Here is an 18082-nt window from a genome sequence, read left to right on the forward strand (position 1 = left end):
CTATCCGCCGCCCAGTCGCACCCTCAACGCCTGCCGCAGGACCCCACGCCGCAACGCCTTGTCGGTCAGTCCTTCACCACCGTCCCACCAACCATCGCTGCGCATCGCCTCGGCGGCCGCAGCGAACCGCCGGACGATATCCGCGAACAGGCCGTCGTCGATGTCCAGGCTGAAGATCAGCCGCCCCGTCCCCACCCAGCTGAGCGCAAGCCCCTGGCTGCGGAGATAATATTGGAACATCCAGTTATACGCGGACGGGCGGGTGTAGAGGATCGTCCAGATCGATTGGAGATGCGCGACCGCGACCGGCGCGCCGACGTCCGCCAATGCGCGGTCGAACTGCGCCGCGCGCGCGTTCCAGCGTTCGTCCAGCCCGTCGTATCGCGCACGCCATTCGGGCAGGTCGATCCGGCGCAGGAACGCGTTCATCGCGCCCATGACATAGGGGTGCGCGTTGAACGTCCCGCGGGCGAAACAGATGTCGAGCGGCCGATCGTCGCGGTACCGCTTCATCAGCGCGGCGCGCCCGGCCAGCACGCCCACAGGCAAGCCGCCGCCCAGCGTCTTGCCATAGGTCACCATGTCGGGCCTGACGCCGAAATATTCCGCCGCGCCGCCGGGGGCGAGGCGGAAGCCGACGAACACCTCGTCGAAGATCAGCGGGATGGCGTTCGCACGGCAGGTCTCCGCCAGCCGGTGCAGCCATTCGCGATAGGCGGGCAGGTCGGTTCCGGCCTTGCGCCCGCTGTCGACCAGCTGGTTGTCCGACGGCGCGCTGCCATTGGGGTGCAGTGCCTGGAGCGGATTGACGAGGACGCAGGCGATGTCGTCGCGCGTCGCCAGCACCGCGAGCGTGGCGTCGGACATCTCCGCCAGCGTCAGCGTGTCGTCCTCCGCGACCGGGTTGCCGATGCCGGGCTGCACGTCGCCCCACCAGCCGTGATAGGCCCCCGCGAACCGCACCAGCCGCCGCCGCCCGGTGTGATAGCGCGCGAGGCGCACCGCCTGCATCACGGCTTCGGTGCCCGACATGTGGAACGACACCTCGTCCATGCCCGACAATGCGGTCAGGCGACGGACATTGTCGGCGACGAGCGGATGGTACGCGCCGAGCACCGGCCCGAGCGTCTCGACGGCTTTCGCACCCTCGGCGATCGTCTGCTTGTAGAATTCATAGCCGAACAGCTTGACGCCGTAGGAGCCGGTCAGGTCGATCAGCCGGTTGCCGTCGAGATCGACCACGACCGGTCCCTCGGACCGTTCGAGGAACGCGCCGGTGCCGAGCGTGGCGCGGACGCGCGCGCTGAACGGGAAGGGAACGCGGTAGGCACCGGTGAATTGCAGGTCGGACAGGCCGGTGCGCGCCTCCGCGGTCAAGGCGAGCGTCTTCGCGAACCGCGTCTTGTAGAGCGCGCCCAGCCGGTCGAACGCTTCGGCGCGGCGGGCGGCGACGTGCACCGACGCGCCGTCCACACGGAAGAACCGGTCGTCGTCATGGCTGAAGGCCGGGATTTGCCCGGCGATCCGCTTCGCCAACCGGACGTGCCCGCCGAGCGACGGGTGTTTCGCGCGCGACAGCGCGAGACGACTGCGCCCCTTCGTCAGCGCGAGGGCGGTCACGGCGGTGGCACCGAGCAATCCGGTGATCTTGCTGCGTTTCATGCGCCCACCTTCCCAATAATCGTGACGCCGGCATGACAACGCGTCTGTCCGCGCTTCGCCGATCCTTGGTCCGGCTGTTGCTGCAGGAGGATCTGAACTTCCTGCTGACCAATCGCATCCCGCGCCGGTTCGCGACGAAGCTGGTGGGACGGATCGCGCGCGTGGAGCATCCGCTGGTCCGCGTGCCCGCGCTCGCGGCGTGGCGGTTCTTCGCCGGCCCCGACCTGTCGGACGCTGCGACCCTTCGGTTCCGGTCGTTGAAGGACGGCTTCACGCGAAGGCTCCGCCCCGGTGCGCGGTCGTTCGATCCCGACCCGTCGGTGCTGGCGAGCCCGTGCGACGCGATCGTCGGGGCGCATGGCCGGATCGAGGGCGACGCGCTCTATCAGGTGAAGGGCTTCCCCTACCGGCTGCAGGATCTGATCCCCGATCGGGCGGTGGCCGCGACGTTCGAGCATGGCTGGTTCGTCACGCTCCGGCTGACCGCGGCGATGTACCACCGCTTCCACGCGCCCGCGCGCATGACGGTCGAGGGGGTGCGCTATCTCTCGGGGGACTGCTGGAACGTGAACCCGATCGCATTGAAACGCGTCGAACGCCTGTTCTGCCGCAACGAACGTGTCGTGATCGAGGCGCGGCTGGCGGGGGGAACGCCGGTGCTGCTGGTGCCGGTCGCGGCGATCCTGGTGGCGAGCATCCGGCTGGCGTTCATGGATACGGAGCCGATGGCGCGCGACCTGAGGCGCGCGCGGGTGGCCTGCGATGTCGCCTTGGCGAAGGGGGCGGAAATGGGATGGTTCGAGCATGGCTCGACGATCTTGGTGTTTCTGCCTGCAGGGGCGGTCGGGTCCACCGATCTGGTGGAAGGGCAGGAGATACGGGCTGGAGAGGCTTTGGCGGTGCTGGCGGGGGGATGAACCCTGTCCAGCATATCCGTCATGCCGGGACGAGGCCCGGGATGACGAAAATAGTCAGTCTCTTCCCTTTCGCGCCGCCGCCAGCAACTGCATCCCCTCCACGCGAACGATGCCGGCAATATTCGCCGACGTCAGGTCGCCCCGTGCGCTGCCTGGAAACAGGATCGTCGTCACGCCGCCGGTCATGCTCTCCATCGGCGACACCACCGCGGTACATTGCCCGCCGCCGCCGCGCGCCGTGCACAGCCGCCGCCCGAGCGCCTGGTGCAGCGCCAGCGATCCTTCGCCCAATTTGGCATAGGGACCGGTATCCGCGACGATGACCGGGACCGTTCGGCCATTCGCGATCACGACGCCGAAATCGCCGATACCGACTCCGGTCAGCCGTTCGAACTCGCCGCGAACGGCTTTCGGACCGGCTTGCGGAATGACGACATAGGGGATCGTCCCGGCATCCACCGGCACTTCCCCGCCTCTGCCGTCGGGCAGCATCAGCGAGGTCGGACATTGATCGGTGCGGCCGCGGTTCGGGCTGCACGCATAGGCCGATCCGTCGAGATCGACCGCCAGCTTGGAGACGAAAGCCACCGCGCCGCCCGGCAGCCTGCGAAGCGCGGTGACCGCGTTCGGATCGCCCTTGCAACCATATTTCGGGCGACGGCCGCGGAAGCGACGCTCCCGATCGCACCGGTCGAACTGCCGGCGATAGTCTTCGTCGATCGCGCGGCCTGCGGGCAGCGTTACGCCCGCAGGCCAGACGGGGGCGGCCGGCGCGACGGACGCGGCGGCGAGGATCAGCGCAAGGGGTATCGGCATGTCGGCGGAAGCCTCGGAGGAGGGACCCTCTCAACCCCTGCGGGTCGACCCCGTTCCCCGGCGGTCGCGTCCGCTAGCGGTTGCTCTGCGCGACCGCCGCGGCGCGCGCGACCTCCGCGCCGCTCGTCAGGTCCGCCTCCGACCAGCCGCCGCCAAGCGCCTGGACCAGCGCCACCGCCGCGGTCTGGCGATCCTGTTCCGCCTGGAGCAGCGCACGCCGCGCGGCGAGCGCGGTCGCCTGCGACGTCACGACATCGGTGAAGACGACCAGTCCCGCGCGGTACTGGTTGCGAAGCGTCGCCTCGGACTGGTCCGCCGCGACCGAGGCGGTGCGAAGCAACTGCTCCTGCCGCGCCAGCACCTGGACCGCGATCAGGTCGTCCTGCACTTCCTGGAACGCGGTCAGCGTGACTTGCCGGTAGTTGGCGACCGCGGCGTCATAGGCGGCGCGCGCCTGTGCGACCCGGGCCTTGCGCGCACCGAAGTCGAGCAGCGTCTCCGCGACCGACGCGCCGAGCGACCAGAGCGACGCCGCGGACGAGAACAGCCCGGACAGCGAGTCGTTGTTGAACCCCGCCTCGCCGGTCAGGTCGACCGTCGGGAAGAACGCCGCGCGCTGTACCCCGATCTGCGCGTTGGCGGCGGCGACCGCGCGCTCGGCCGATGCGATGTCGGGGCGGCGCTGCGTCAGCGTGGCGGGCACGACGAGCGGCACCGCGGGGACGGCGGCGGACCAGGTCGTGCCGAGCGAGGGAATCGTGAACCCCGCCGGGTTCTCGCCGACCAGCACCGCGATCGCATCCTCGAACTGCGCGCGGGTACGCTGTTCGCCGACCAGGTCGGACTGGGCGGAGGCGAGCTGCGACTGCGCCTGGAACTGGTCGGTGCGCGCGACGACGCCGGCATTGTAGCGATTGGTCGCGATGGTCAGCGACCTTTGATACGCCTCGACGGTCGCGGTCAGGCTGGCGATCTGCGCGTCGACGCCGCGCAGGGACAGGTAATCGGTCGCGAGCTCGCCCTGGAGTGCGAGCCGCGCGTTGGCGAGATCGGCGAGCCGCGCCTGTTCGGTCAGCCGGGCATTGCGCGCGGTATTGGTCAGCGCGCCGAAGAAGTCGGGGGTCCAGGCGGCGGTCAGGTTGACGCGGTAGTTGGTCGTCGCCCGGCCGCCGCTGGTGATCGTTCCCGTCGTCGTGCCGGTGCCGGTCGTACCGGTACCGGTCGTGCCAGTGCCGGTCGTTCCCGTACCACCCGTACCACCCGTACCCGTACCCGTACCCGTACCCGTACCCGTTCCCGTCCCGGTCGTCGTTCCCCCCGACACCGTGCCGCCGGTCACGACCGCGGTATTGCCGCCCGAATAGGTATGGGTGACGTCGCCGTTCACCCCGATCGTCGGGAACAGGTTCGCGCGCGCCTCCCGCGTGGTGGCGCGGGCCTGGCGGTAGGTCGCCGCCGCCTGTGCCAGCGTCTGGTTGTGCGCCACCGCACGGCCGACGAGATCGTTCAGCGCGGGATCGGCGAACGCGGTCCACCAGTCGGCGCGCGGCGCATCGTCGAGCGGGGTCGCGATCGCCCAGCCGGGCGCGGTCTTCCAGCTCGGCGGCGTCGCCCCGGCGGCACCGACGTTCGGCCGGTGATAGGCGGGCGCGAGCGAACAGCCCGCGAGCGCGAGCGTCGATGCAAGGGTGGCGAGACGCCGAAGGACATGGGGGTTCAGGGTCATGCGGGAAGCTCGGTTGGACGCCGCTGGATGCGGCCGCGGCGACGATCGCGCCGGCGCTTGCGGCGCTGCGCGAGATTGTCGAGCGAAACATAGACGACGGGCGTGGTGATGAGGGTCAGCAGCTGGCTCGCGATGAGCCCGCCGATGATCGCGACGCCGAGCGGCTGGCGAAGCTCCGCACCCTCGCCGAACCCGATCGCGAGCGGCAGCGCGCCGAGCGCGGCGGCAAGTGTCGTCATGAGGATCGGGCGGAAGCGGAGCAGCGAGGCTTCGCGCGCGGCCTGGACGGCGGTGAGGCCGCGGTCGCGCTGCGCGTGGATCGCGAAGTCGATGATGAGGATCGCGTTCTTCTTCACGATGCCGAGCAGCAGGAAGACCGCGATCAGCGCGATGATCGAGAAATCCATCCCCATGATCATGAGCCCCAGCACCGCGCCGACGCTGGCCGCCGGCAGCGTGGACAACACGGTCAGCGGATGGATCAGGCTTTCGTACAGGATGCCCAGCACGATGTAGATCGTGACGAGTGCGGCGAGGATCAGCAGCGGCTGCGATCCCTGGCTCTGCTGCGCCTGGAGCGCGGTGCCCGCGAACGCGCCGTGCACCGTCGACGGCATCGCGATCTGCGCTTCGGCCTGGTCGATGACCGTCTTCGCGTCCGACAAGGCCTTGCCCGGCGCGAGATCGAACGAGACGGTCGCGGCGACCTCGGTCCCCTGGTGATTGACGCTGGCGGCGGTCGCGGCCTGCGTGAACGACGCGACCGCGTTCAGCGGCACCATCGTCCGCACCGCGGTCGCCAGCGCCGATCCGGTCGATGCGTCGCGCAGCGCGGGGTTGGGGCTGACCGCGGTGCTTGCCGATCCGGTCGCGGGGCTCGCGGCGGCCTGCGTCGTACCCGAGGCGGTGGTGGCGGTGGTATCCGTGCCGGTCGCAGTGCCGTTCAGCGTCGCAACGGTCGCGCCGGTGCTGGTCGTCGCCCCCGTCGCGGTCGTCGTGCCGGTGCCCGTCGAGGCGGCGGTCGACACCGCGACCGGCGACGCGGTCGGGATTCGGACCCCGGGCAGGAATTGCGGGCCGCCGAGCGACGACGGGGCCCAGCCCAGGATGACGCTATACTGGTTGATATCCTCGTAGATGGTCGCGACGTTGCGTTGCCCGAACGCGTCGTACAGCGCGTTGTCGACCGCGGTGACGGTGATGCCGATCCGCGACGCGGTGTCCTTGTCGATATTGACGAAGCTTTCGACGCCGTTCTCGGCCAGGTCGCTGTCGACATTCTTCAGGACGGGGCTCGCCTCCAGCGCCTTGGTCAGTTTTTGCGACCAGGTCTTCAGGTCCGCGGTACTGTCCGCCATCAGCGTATATTGATACGTCGCATTGCCCTGCCGCGCGCCGACGCGCAGGTCCTGTACCGGCATCAGGAACAGGCGGATGCCCTTGACCGGCTGGAGCCGTCGTTGCAGATCGGTCGCAACGACGCTGCTGGGCTTGCCCGGACGCTGTTCGACGGGTTTGAGCGCGATCATGATGAAGGCGCCGCCCGCGCGGCTGCCGCCGGTGAAGCCGACGACGCTTTGGACCGCATGGTCCTTCTTGATGATCCCGACGACCTGTTTCAGCTTCTCCTGCATCGACTGGAACGACACGCTCTCGTCGGCACGGACGCCCGCCATCAGCAGCGGCGATTCCTGCGTCGGGAAGAACCCTTTGGGCACCGCGATGTAGAGATAGACGGTCAGGCCGATGACGGCGACGAGCAGCAGCAGGACCAGCGGCTTCATCGCCAGCGCCCAGTCGAGGCTCCTGGCATAGGTCCGCTCGACGCGTACCCAGCCGCGTTCCAGCACCTGCGACACTCGCCCGCCCCGGCGATGCTCCGGCGATACGGTGTCGGGCCGCAGGAACCAGGCGCACAGCATCGGCGTGGTGGTCAGCGACAGCACCAGGCTGATCATGACAGCGACCGACAGCGTCACCGCAAATTCGCGGAACAGGCGGCCGACGATGCCGCCCATGAACAGCAGGGGGATGAAGACCGCGACAAGGCTGAGCGAGATCGACAGCACGGTGAAGCCGACCTCGGACGCGCCCTGCAACGCGGCTTCGAAGCGGTTCATCCCCGCCTCCAGATGCCGCGTCGTATTCTCCAGCACGACGATCGCATCGTCGACGACGAAGCCGGTCGCGACCGTGATCGCCATCAGCGACAGGTTGTTGAGGCTGAAGCCGAGCAGATACATGACCCCGAACGTGCCCATCAGCGACACGATGGTGGCGACCGCAGGGATCATCGTCGCGCGGACGTCGCGCAGGAAGGCGTAGACGACCAGCACCACCAGGATCAGCGCGATGATGACGGTGATCTCGATCTCCTTGATCGACGCGCGGATCGAACTGGTGCGGTCCATCGCGACCTGCAGCTGGATGTCGGCGGGGATCTGCGCGCGGATGCCGGGCAGCTCCGCCTTGATCGCGTCGACCATCTGGATCAGGTTCGCGCCCGGTTGCTGCGTGATGTTGACGACGATCGCGCGCTTGCCGTTGTAGAGGCCGAGCGTGCGCGTGTCGGCGACGCCGTCGCTCACGGTGGCGATATCCTGCAACCGCACCGACGCGCCGCTGCGCCATGCGATGACGAGCGACCGGTAATCCGCCGCCACCTGCCCCGGCGCGTTGGTGTAGATCTGCCACGCATGGCCGTTCGGCCCTTGCACTAATCCCTTGGGCCGGTTCGCGTTCGCCGCTTGGATCGCGGCGCGGACGTCCTCCATCGCGATGCCGTAGCTGCTGAGCCGATAGGGATCGACGTCGACCCTGACCGCCGGAAGCGATCCGCCGCCAAGCTCGACATCGCCGACGCCCGGGATCTGGAGCATCCGCTGCTGGATGATGTTCGACACCGCGTCGTAGACCTGCCCCGCGGTCTTGGTGTCGGATGTCAGCGCCAGCGTCACCACCGGCTGGTTCGCCGGGTTGACCTTGCGATAGGTCGGGTTCTGCTTCAGCGTCGCCGGCAGATCGACCCGCGCGGCGTTGATCGCCGCCTGCACCTCACGCGCCGCGCCGTCGATATTCTTCGACAGATCGAACTGCAGCGTGATCCGGGTCGAGCCGAGCGAGCTGGACGACGTCATCTCGTTGACGCCAGAAATCGTCGCCAGTCGCCGTTCGAGCGGCGTCGCGACGCTTTGCGCCATCACCTCCGGGCTGGCCCCCGCCAGTGTCCCCGATACGCTGATGACGGGAAACTCCACCTGCGGCAGCGGCGCCACCGGCAGCGACAGGAACCCGGCGATCCCGGCCAGCGCGATCCCGATCGTCAGCAGGATCGTCGCGATCGGCCGCCGGATGAAGGGTGCCGACAGGTTCACGCTTCGGCCTCGGGACCGATGCCGGGCGGGGCCTTGGCACCCCAGCCATGTTTCGCGAGCCGCTGCTGCGCGCGGTCGAAATACAGATAGACGATCGGGGTGGTGAAAATCGTCAGCAGCTGGCTGACCATCAGCCCGCCGAAGATCGCGATGCCGAGCGGCCGGCGAAGCTCCGCGCCCTCGCCGAAACCGAGCATCAGCGGCACCGCGGCGAACAGCGCGGCCAGCGTCGTCATCAGAATCGGCCGGAAGCGAAGGACCGCGGCCCGGCGGATCGCCTGAACGGGCGGCAGCCCCTCGTCGCGTTCCGCGGCGATCGCGAAATCGATCATCATGATCGCGTTCTTCTTCACGATGCCGATCAGCAGGACGATGCCGATGATCCCGATGATGTCGAGGTCATGCCCCGTGATCCACAGCGCGAACAACGCGCCGACCGCGGCGGACGGCAGGGTCGACAGGATCGTGACCGGGTGGATGAAGCTTTCGTACAGCACGCCGAGCACGATGTAGACGCAGACCAACGCCGCCAGGATCAGCCACAGCTGGTTGTTGAGCGAACTGGCGAAGGCGCTTGCCGCACCCAGGAACGTGATCGTCACCCCGCGCTTCAGCTGCAAATGCCCGACCGCCTTGCTGATCGCGTTGGTCGCGGTGCCGAGCGACACGCCGGGAGCGGCGTCGAAATTCACCGTTGCCGCGGGGAATTGCCCGACATGCGTGATGGCGAGCGGCGACTGACCTTCGGTGATCGTCGCGATCGCGTTCAGCGGCGTCGCGCCGCCCTGCGCCTGGACGTGGAGCAGCCCGAGCGACTGCGGATCGATCACCACTCCGGAGGCCGCCTCCAGGATCACCCGGTACTGCGTGGTCTCGGTGAAGATCGTCGAGACGATGCGCTGCCCGAACGCCGAATAGAGCGTGTCGTCGACGCTGGACGCGGTGATGTTCAGCCGCGCGGCGGTGTCGCGGTTGATGTTGACCAGCGCGGACGATCCGGTCGCGCCCGCATCGGTCGAGACGTTGGCGAGCTTCCGACTGCCTTGCAGTGCGACGGCGATCCGTTTCGATTCGGCGACGACGTCCGCGGTGTTCGACCCTTGCACGGACAGCCGGTACTGGGTCGGCCCCGTCGCGGCGTCGATCGTCAGGTCCTGGACGGGTTGCAGGTACAAGGTCAGCCCGGCGATCCCGTCGACCGCAGTCTTCAGCCGCACCATCAGGTCCGCCTGGCTCCCATGGCTCGTCTTAAGGTTGATCAGCATCGTGCCGCTGTTGAGCGAGGCATTGTTCGATCCGTCGACCCCGACAAAGGACGCGAGCGATGCCACGTCGCGGTCCTGCAGAATGGTCTGCGCGGCCTTCGCCTGCAGCGTCGCCATCTGGGTGTAGGACACGCTGTTCCCGGCGGTGATCCGCGCCTGCAACTGGCCGGTGTCCTGCGTCGGGAACAGCCCCTTGGGGATGACGAGATACAGCAGCACCGTCAGCACCAGCGTGCCGATCGCGACCAGCAACGTCGCGAACCGGCGCGACAGCACGAAGTCGAGCCCGCGCTCGTAATGATGCTCGACGCGTGCGAAGGCCGCGGCGGATCGTTCGGCGATGCGGCTGTGACGTTCGTCCTCGGGCCGTTTCAGCCAGCGTGCGGCCAGCATCGGCGTCAGCGTCAGCGACACGACCGCGGAGATGAGGATCGTCACCGCCAGCGTCACCGCGAATTCGCGGAACAGCCGCCCGACGATGTCGCCCATGAACAGCAGCGGGATCAGCACCGCGATGAGGCTGACGGTCAGCGAGATGATCGTGAAGCCGATCTCGCCCGCGCCCTTCAGCGCCGCCGGGAACGGATCCATCCCGTCCTCGATATGGCGCTGGATGTTCTCGATCATCACGATCGCGTCGTCGACCACGAACCCGGTCGCGATCGTCAGCGCCATGAGGCTGAGGTTGTCGAGGCTGTAGTTCAGCAGGTACATGACCCCGAACGTGCCGGTCAGCGAGATCGGCACCGCCAGCCCCGCGATCAGCGTCGCACGGGCGGAGTGGAGGAAGAAGAAGATCACCAGCACGACGAGGACGATCGCGAGCAGCAGATCGAACTCGACATCGTTCACCGATGTGCGGATGCCCGTGGTGCGATCCGCCAGCACCGATGCGTGCAGTCCGGCGGGCAGGCTCTTCAGCAGCGCCGGCAGCTGCGCCTTGATCATGTCGGTCGTCGCGATGACGTTCGCACCCGGCTGGCGCTGGACGTTCAGGATGATCGCCGGGGTGTCGTTCGCGAGCGCACCGAGCCGCGCATTCTCCGCGCCCTCGATCACTTGCGCCACGTCCTTCAGGCGGACGGGAGCGTTGTTGGCGTAGGTGACGATGAGGTTGTCGTAATCGTCGACCGTTTCCAGCTGGTCGTTGGCGTTGATCTGGTACGCGCGGTTGGTGCCGTCGAAACTGCCCTTCGCCGAATTGGCGTTCGCGCCCGTGATCGCGGTGCGGATCTGCGCGAGGCTGAGGCCGTAGGACGCGAGCTTCTGCGTGTCCGCGCGGATCCGCATCGCGGGCTTCTGTCCGCCCGCGAGCCCGACCAGCCCGACGCCGGTGATCTGGCTGATCTTCTGCGCCAGCCGCGTATCGACGATCGACTGGACCTGAGTCAGCGGCATTGTCTCGGACGTGATCGCCAGCGTCAGGATGGGGGCGTCGGCCGGGTTGACCTTAGCGTAGATCGGCGGTGCCGGCAGGTCCGCGGGGAGCAGCGCCTGCGCTGCGTTGATCGCGGCCTGCACTTCCTGCTCGGCGACGTCGAGCCCTTCGGCCAGCGTGAATTGCAGCGTGATGACCGAGGCACCCGACGCGCTGGTCGATTCCATCCGTGCGAGCCCCGGCATCTGCCCGAACTGACGTTCCAGCGGCGCGGTGACGGTCTGGCTCATCACCTCCGGGCTGCCGCCGGGGTAGAGCGTCGTCACCTGGATCGTCGGGTAATCGACCTGCGGCAGCGCGGAGAGCGACAGCAGCCGGAAGCCGACGAACCCCGCCAGCACGATCGCGACCATGAATAATGCGGTCGCGACCGGGCGGAGGATGAACAGGCGGGACGGGCCCATGTCGATCAGCCGCGCTTGTGGCGGCCGCTATGCCCGCCCGCACCTGCCGCCGGCTTGTCCCCGGGCAGCGTGACCTTCGCCCCCTCCGTGAGGCGGTCCCCACCGTCGGTGACGATCGTCTCGTTCAGCGCCAGCCCCTTAACGACCTGCACCTTGTCGCCGGTATTGACGCCCGTCGTCACCTTGCGTTCGGTGACCGTGCGGTCGGGCTTCAGCACCCACACGAAACCGCCGTCCGGACCGGACCGGACCGCGGCGGGGGGCACCGTCACCGCGTCCTTGATGGTGTCGATGGTAAGCCGCACGTTGACGAACTCGCTCGGGTAGAGCTGGAACTGGCCGTTGGCGTAACGCGCCTTGCCCTTCACGGTCCCGGTCGTGGTGTCGACCTGATTGTTGAGCGTCGTGAAATGCCCGGTGTCGAGCGTCTTGACGCGTGCGCTGTCGAGCGCGAGCGCTGGGATCTCGGCACCAGCGACGACTCGCTGCTGCACTTCCGCCACCTGCTGCTGCGGGACCGCGAATTCCACGTCGATCGGCTGCAGCGTGGTCACGACCGCGATGCCGTTGGTGTCGCCCGCGGCGATATAGTTGCCGATATCGACGACCTTCAGACCGATCCGCCCCGCGACGGGGGCGACGATGCGCGTATAGCCCAGGTTGATCTTCGCCTGGTCGGCAGCGCCCTGGTCGATCGCGATCGTGCCCTGCAGCTGACCGACCAATGCCGCCTGCGTGTCGCGGTCCTGCCGCGCCACCGAATCCTCGTTCAGCAGCATGTTGTACCGGTTCAGCAGCACGCGGGCATTGGCCAGCTGCGCGCGGTCGCGCATCAGTGCGCCCTGCGCCTGCAGCAGTGCGGCGCGGTAGGGGCGCGGGTCGATCACCGCCAGCACCTGGCCGCGGTGGACCAGCTGCCCCTCGCGGTACAGCAGCTGCGTGATCGTGCCCGATACCTGCGGTCGGACGGTGACGGTGGCCGCGGGCGTGACGGTGCCCAGCGCCTCGATCTGGATCGGCAGGTCCGCCGCGGTCGCGGTCGCGGTGCCGACAGTCGTCGGCTGGTTCGCGCCCCCACCAGGGCCGCCGGGGCCACCGCTGCCGGGGCCACCGCCGCCGCCACGTCCGCCGCCGCCTGCGCCACGGCGCCCCCCGCCGCCGCCTTGCCCGGTGCCCGATGCGCTGTTGCTATGGTGCGACAGAGCGACCGCTCCGGCGATCAGCGCCAACAGGCCCAATATGCCGAATATCCAGCTGAGCACGCGGCCGCGGCGGTGCATCGTGTAGCCGTCGCCTGGATATGGGTCGGTTAGACCGGTCGATCCCTCGTTCGGGCCGAAATCGCTTTGCGTCATGATGGTCCCGTGATCCGCTCGGAACCGCTTTCACGCAGCGCCGTGCCGCGCTGTCAAGGGGCGTGTCCCGTGCGGAAGTGATGCAGCGCACCGTGTCGATCCGGTGCAGGAGCCGGCTAATGCCGCGAAGCTGAACCGGATATATACCGGGTCGCCGGATCATGAAGCCGCTACGCTTTCTCAAAGAGCGACTTTCGGGCAACAGTCCACCGAAATTCCATACCCGATCTTCGAATAAAACCACGCCGTCGTTAGATCGTCATTGAGCGGAATGAAATTGCCTCCTAAGCAACCCGCCGCAGCGTTTAAGACTGTGGAGAGGATATATTATGATTGGTGGCCATTTGCGTATCGTCGTGTCCGTAGCGGCGCTCGCCGCTGGTCTGGTCGCCCAGCCGGCGCTCGCCCAATCCGCCGCCAGCCAGACGCCGCAGCCGAGCGACAACGCCGCGGTGCCCCAGGCCGCGCAGCCCGTCGCGAGCACCGCCGCGCAGACCGGTGCGACTCAATCCGCGCCCGCCAGCGTCGACGATATCATCGTCACCGCGCAGAAGCGCAGCCAGAGCCTGCAGGACGTGCCGATCGTGGTCACGACCGTCAGCCACCAGTTGCTGCAGGACAATGGCGTCAAGGACATCAAGGACCTGGCGCTTCTCGCCCCCGGCCTGCTCGTGACCTCGACCAGCAGCGAAGGCTCCACCACGGCGCGCATCCGCGGCATCGGTACGGTCGGCGACAATCCCGGCCTCGAGAGCTCGGTCGGCATCGTGATCGACGGCGTCTACCGCTCGCGCAACGGCGTCGGCTTCGGCGATCTGGGCGATGTCGAGCGGATCGAAGTGCTGAAGGGTCCGCAGGGCACGCTGTTCGGCAAGTCGGCGACCGCGGGCGTCATCAACATCATCACCGCGCTGCCGCAGTTCGAATATCATGCGGACGCCGAATTCACCGCGGGCAATTACGGCGCGATCGGCGGTGCCGCCGAGGTGACCGGGCCGGTCAGCGACAAGCTCGCCGCCAGCCTGTACTTCGCCGATCGCCAGCGCGACGGCTATTTCCGCGTCAACGACGGTGCCGGTCCCAACACCGCGACGCGGGACACCGACCGCGATTTCTACACCATCCGCGGCCAGTTGCTGTTCAAGCCGAACGACACCTTTACCGCGCGCCTGATCGCCGATTATTCGAGCCGCAACGAGCATTGCTGCATCGCGGTCATCATCCGGCCGAGCCAGGCACCGATCCCGAACCTCGCCAACGGCGTCGTCGCGGCGCTGGGCGGCAATGACGGCGATCCGACCAACCCCTATGCGCGCAATGCCTATGCCAACCGTCCGGATGCGCAGAAGACGCGCGACGGCGGCGTCTCGCTGCAGATCGATGGCGAGATCGGACCCGGCACGCTGACCTCGGTCACCGCGGTCCGCAGCTGGAAGCAGACCGGCGGCTTCGACGCCGATTTCTCGACGCTCGATCTGCTGTACCTGCCGGATGACAACAGCAACTCGTCGCTGTTCCGCACGATGAGCCAGGAACTGCGCTACGCCGGCACCAGCAAGAGCATCGACTACCTCGTCGGCGGCTTCTATTCCTACGAGAATCTTCACCAGAATTCGAGCGTCCTGACGGGCAACGCATTCACCCCGTATCTCAGCCTGGCGCTGTCGCCGCTGGTCGAGCAGCGTGCCGATCCGACCTTCCTGCAGACGGGCCTCACCTTCCCATTCGTCAGCAGCAACGGTGCGCGCGGCGTCAACTATGCGGCGAACAGCGGATCGGTCGATCGCTATCGCCAGGACGACGACACCTATGCGCTGTTTACCAACGACACGGTGCATCTGACCAGCAAGCTCGATTTCAACATCGGCCTTCGCTACACGATCGACCAGAAGTCGCTGAACAGCTATAGCAGCAACATCGGTGGCGGCGCGGGTTGCGGAGCGGCGAATGCGGCGTTCGGCATCCTGAACGCGGTTCAGCCGGCGGCGGCGGCGCAGCTGGCGGCAGTCAACGAAACGCTCTGCCTGCCTTTCCTCAGCCCGGGCTATAACAATTTCTTCGATCATCAGGCGGAGACCGAGCATAATCTGTCGGGAACGGCGAAGCTCGCCTACAAGTTCGATCGCAACCTGCTGGTCTATGCGTCCTATGCGCGTGGCTACAAGGCGGGCGGGTTCAACCTCGACCGCGTGACCTGCGCGGTCGGCACCGCCGGCTGCGCCCCCGGCAGCGCGGCGGTCAACACGCCGATCACCAACACCGAATTCGGCAAGGAAACGAACAACGCGTTCGAGATCGGCGAGAAGGCGACCCTGTTCGACCGCAAGGTGCTGTTCAACGTCACCGGCTTCTATGAGCGCTATACCGGTTTCCAGCTCAACACCTTCAACGGGCTGGTGTTCGTGGTGGACTCGGTGCCGCATGTGATCAGCAAGGGCGTCGACGTCGACTTCGTATGGTTCGCGGCACCACGGCTCAGCTTCCAGGGCGGCGTGACCTATGCCGATACGCGCTACGACCTGACCACCGCGCAGCTTGCGGACCTGGTCGCCAAGACCGAGTTCCAGGGTCAGGCGAATTCGCGTCTGTCGCTGGCGCCGCTCTGGTCGGCGTCGCTGTCGGGCACCTACACCCAGCCGCTGGGCGAGAGCTACAAGGCCCGGTTCAACGTCGGTGCCAAGTACAGCTCGGACTACAACACCGGTTCGGATCTCGATCCCGGCAAGATCCAGAAGGCGTACACGCTCACTAACGCGCGTATCGGCTTCGGTCCGTCGAACGATCGCTGGAGCATCGAGGCGTGGGTCGAGAACGCGTTCAACACCAAGTACGAGCAAGTGGCGTTCGACTCCGGCTTCCAGAACGTGCCGAGCAACGCGACGGGCGTGCTCGATGCGTTCCTGGGCGCGCCGCGTACCTTCGGCGGTACGGGGCGTATCAAGTTCTGACGCCCCCGCGGCGAGTTGAGGCAGGTCATTTCGGATCGGCTTCAGCTTGACCTGCTCGCAGCGAGTGCGGCTATTGCGCTCGAACGGTCGATGCCGTCAGGCGACCTCGCAGCGATCATTTCGTTCGACCGTCATGCCCGATCATCTGCCGAAATGCCGCCCGACACCTCAGTCATGCCACCGTCACAATAGCCGTCGATTGTCGGATGATCGGCGCTTCCAGCGCTCGCGACTCATGGCGAGGATCATCCGATGGCCAGCATTCCCGTAACGTCCGCCGCCCGCGGAACGGACCGATTCGATCACCCCGTGCATCCCGGTGCGAAGACCGGCTTCCTGGTCGTGCTTGCCGGCGGTATCGCCTTCGCGGCGTGGCAAATCTTCTCGGAGACGCGGCATGCGGGCGAGCCGCTCGCGCTCGGCGCGTTCGCGTTCCTTGCGCTTGCGCTGCTGATCGCGCTGGCGTTCGAATTCGTCAACGGCTTCCACGATACCGCCAACGCGGTTGCCACCGTCATCTATACCAATTCGCTGACCCCGCCCGTCGCCGTCCTCTGGTCGGGCTTCTGGAATTTTACGGGGGTCATCGTCTCGTCGGGCGCGGTCGCGTATTCGATCGTCACGCTGCTGCCGGTCGAGCTGATCCTGAACGTGGGGTCGACCGCTGGCTATGCGATGATCTTCGCACTGCTGATCGCGGCGCTGCTGTGGAACCTGATGACCTGGTATGTCGGCATCCCGAACAGTTCGAGCCACGCGCTGATCGGGTCGATCCTGGGCGTCGGCCTCGCCAACCAGTTGCTGTCGAGCGGCCGCGGCGGCACCTCCGGGGTCGATTGGAGCCAGGCGACCAAGGTGTTGTCCGCACTGTTGTTCAGCCCGCTGATGGGGTTCTTCGGCGCGCTGCTCCTGTTCTTCGTGATGAAGGCGCTGATCCGCAACCCGAAGCTCTACGAGGAACCCGAAGGCGACGCGCCGCCGCCCAGGGGCATTCGCGCGCTGCTGATCTTCACCTGCACCGCGGTCAGTTTCGCGCATGGCGGCAATGACGGTCAAAAGGGCATGGGGCTCATCATGCTGATCCTGATCGGCGTCGCGCCCACCGCCTATGCGCTCAATCGCACGATGGCGGACAGCGCCACGCCGGCCTTCGTCCAGAGCGCCAACGCGGCGCATGGCGCGCTGGTGCAACAGGCCGGTACGCGGACGATCACGCCGATCGGCGACGCGCGCACGGTCCTTCGCGATGCGCTGCAGAAGCGCGACACGCGAACGCCGGCGGCATATGGCGCGATGGCGTCGGTGGCGCAGGATTTGTCGAAGCGCGTTTCGTCCTTCGGGTCGATCGCGGCGGTGCCGGCGGCGGCGACGCCGAACATGCGCAACGACATGTATCTCGAACTCGACGCGCTCCGCATGGCGACGAAGGACGAGGGCAAGGTTCCGGCCGCACAGGCCGGACCGATGAAGGATTTTGCGGGCAAGCTGGAGAAGGGAACGCGGTACATTCCGTTATGGGTCAAAATCGTGGTCGCGATCGCGCTCGGGCTCGGCACGATGGTCGGGTGGAAGCGGATCGTCGTCACGGTGGGCGAAGGCATAGGCAAGAAGCATTTGACCTATGCGATGGGCGCTTCGGCCGAATTGACCGCCGCAGCTACGATCCTCGCGGCGGAATGGGGCGGGCTGCCGGTGTCGACGACGCATATCCTGTCGTCCGGCATCGCCGGATCGGCGGTCGCGAACGGGCAGGGGCTGCAAGGGGGGACGATCGCGCGGATCGTGTCGGCCTGGGTCTTGACGCTGCCCGTCGCGATGCTGCTGTCCGGGCTGCTCTACTGGCTGTTCCTGACGATCACGGGGACGTCGCTGACCTGACGTCCCCGTGTCCTACCAGATCAATAATGCCGGTAGCGACCGCCGCGATAGCCGGGACCGCGCCCGTATCCCCGACCGTAACCGTAATTGCGGTAGTAAAAGGTGTGGTACGGATAGGGCCGATACGTCCAGCGACCCTCGTAAAAGAACCACGGCCGATACCATTCGGGCGCCGCGTAATAATAGGGCCCGTTGTCAGCCGCGAAGACGAAGGCGGGGGCGCCGCCGCGGACGACATAGCCCGGAGGGCAACCGGGGCTGGTGTCGCCAGCCGTGCTGCCGCCGACGACCGCGCCGCC

General features: G+C 67.4%; 9 protein-coding genes and 1 pseudogene. 3 read left to right on the top strand and 7 right to left on the bottom strand.

The genetic code is table 11. From position 1 onward, the window contains the following. Positions 1-1662, bottom strand: coding sequence for an aminotransferase class III-fold pyridoxal phosphate-dependent enzyme (locus HUU99_RS12275; RefSeq protein ID WP_174286867.1), 1662 nt, complete (start codon positions 1660-1662; stop codon positions 1-3). 32 nt (positions 1663-1694) lie between these two features. On the opposite strand from HUU99_RS12275, the gene asd reads away from it, so the two are divergent. Continuing rightward, on the top strand, positions 1695-2579 hold the full coding sequence (gene asd, locus HUU99_RS12280) for an archaetidylserine decarboxylase (protein ID WP_174286868.1): 885 nt from the start codon (positions 1695-1697) through the stop codon (positions 2577-2579). A gap of 54 nt (positions 2580-2633) precedes the next feature. Here the strand turns inward: asd and HUU99_RS12285 are convergent, their stop codons facing one another. The 5 genes from HUU99_RS12285 to HUU99_RS12305 form a co-directional block, all read right to left on the bottom strand. After that, a complete protein-coding gene (locus HUU99_RS12285) occupies positions 2634-3395 on the bottom strand; it encodes a glycoside hydrolase family 75 protein (protein ID WP_174286869.1) in 762 nt (253 codons plus the stop codon). Positions 3396-3468: 73 nt separating this feature from the next. Further along, entirely contained in the window at positions 3469-5121 is a 1653-nt protein-coding gene (locus HUU99_RS12290; RefSeq protein WP_174286870.1) for an efflux transporter outer membrane subunit, read from the bottom strand. Next, positions 5118-8495 carry an efflux RND transporter permease subunit gene (locus tag HUU99_RS12295; RefSeq protein ID WP_174286871.1) on the bottom strand — a complete coding sequence of 1126 codons (3378 nt, stop codon included), beginning with the start codon at positions 8493-8495 and terminating at the stop codon, positions 5118-5120. Before HUU99_RS12295 ends, HUU99_RS12290 begins: the two co-directional genes overlap by 4 nt. Continuing rightward, the gene (locus tag HUU99_RS12300) at positions 8492-11602 is read right to left on the bottom strand and encodes an efflux RND transporter permease subunit (protein ID WP_174286872.1); all 3111 of its coding nucleotides are present in this window, start codon (positions 11600-11602) and stop codon (positions 8492-8494) included. The genes HUU99_RS12295 and HUU99_RS12300 overlap by 4 nt, the downstream gene beginning before the upstream one ends. Positions 11603-11607: 5 nt before the next feature. Further along, positions 11608-12957 carry an efflux RND transporter periplasmic adaptor subunit gene (locus HUU99_RS12305; RefSeq protein ID WP_174286873.1) on the bottom strand — a complete coding sequence of 450 codons (1350 nt, stop codon included), beginning with the start codon at positions 12955-12957 and terminating at the stop codon, positions 11608-11610. Positions 12958-13286: 329 nt separating this feature from the next. On the opposite strand from HUU99_RS12305, the gene HUU99_RS12310 reads away from it, so the two are divergent. Together HUU99_RS12310 and HUU99_RS12315 are read left to right on the top strand one after the other, a co-directional pair. After that, positions 13287-15905, top strand: a complete 2619-nt coding sequence (locus tag HUU99_RS12310) for a TonB-dependent receptor (protein WP_174286874.1) — start codon at positions 13287-13289, stop codon at positions 15903-15905. 252 nt (positions 15906-16157) lie between these two features. Continuing rightward, a complete protein-coding gene (locus HUU99_RS12315) occupies positions 16158-17783 on the top strand; it encodes an inorganic phosphate transporter (RefSeq protein WP_174286875.1) in 1626 nt (541 codons plus the stop codon). Between the two features lie 20 nt (positions 17784-17803). Here HUU99_RS12315 and HUU99_RS12320 read toward each other — a convergent pair. Continuing rightward, positions 17804-18082 (bottom strand): annotated as a pseudogene (locus HUU99_RS12320) (hypothetical protein); the annotation flags it as partial.

This window comes from Sphingomonas bacterium, assembly GCF_903642285.1.
Classification (GTDB): Bacteria; Pseudomonadota; Alphaproteobacteria; order Sphingomonadales; family Sphingomonadaceae; genus Sphingomonas.

Bases quoted from the DNA above. Each gene is read 5' to 3' on its own strand.
- HUU99_RS12275 (WP_174286867.1), bottom strand. From the start codon at position 1,662: ATGAAACGCAGCAAGATCACCGGATTGCTCGGTGCCACCGCCGTGACC.
- HUU99_RS12285 (WP_174286869.1), bottom strand. From the start codon at position 3,395: ATGCCGATACCCCTTGCGCTGATCCTCGCCGCCGCGTCCGTCGCGCCG.
- HUU99_RS12290 (WP_174286870.1), bottom strand. From the start codon at position 5,121: ATGACCCTGAACCCCCATGTCCTTCGGCGTCTCGCCACCCTTGCATCG.
- HUU99_RS12300 (WP_174286872.1), bottom strand. From the start codon at position 11,602: ATGGGCCCGTCCCGCCTGTTCATCCTCCGCCCGGTCGCGACCGCATTA.
- HUU99_RS12315 (WP_174286875.1), top strand. From the start codon at position 16,158: ATGGCCAGCATTCCCGTAACGTCCGCCGCCCGCGGAACGGACCGATTC.
- asd (WP_174286868.1), top strand. From the start codon at position 1,695: ATGACAACGCGTCTGTCCGCGCTTCGCCGATCCTTGGTCCGGCTGTTG.
- HUU99_RS12310 (WP_174286874.1), top strand. From the start codon at position 13,287: ATGATTGGTGGCCATTTGCGTATCGTCGTGTCCGTAGCGGCGCTCGCC.
- HUU99_RS12305 (WP_174286873.1), bottom strand. From the start codon at position 12,957: ATGACGCAAAGCGATTTCGGCCCGAACGAGGGATCGACCGGTCTAACC.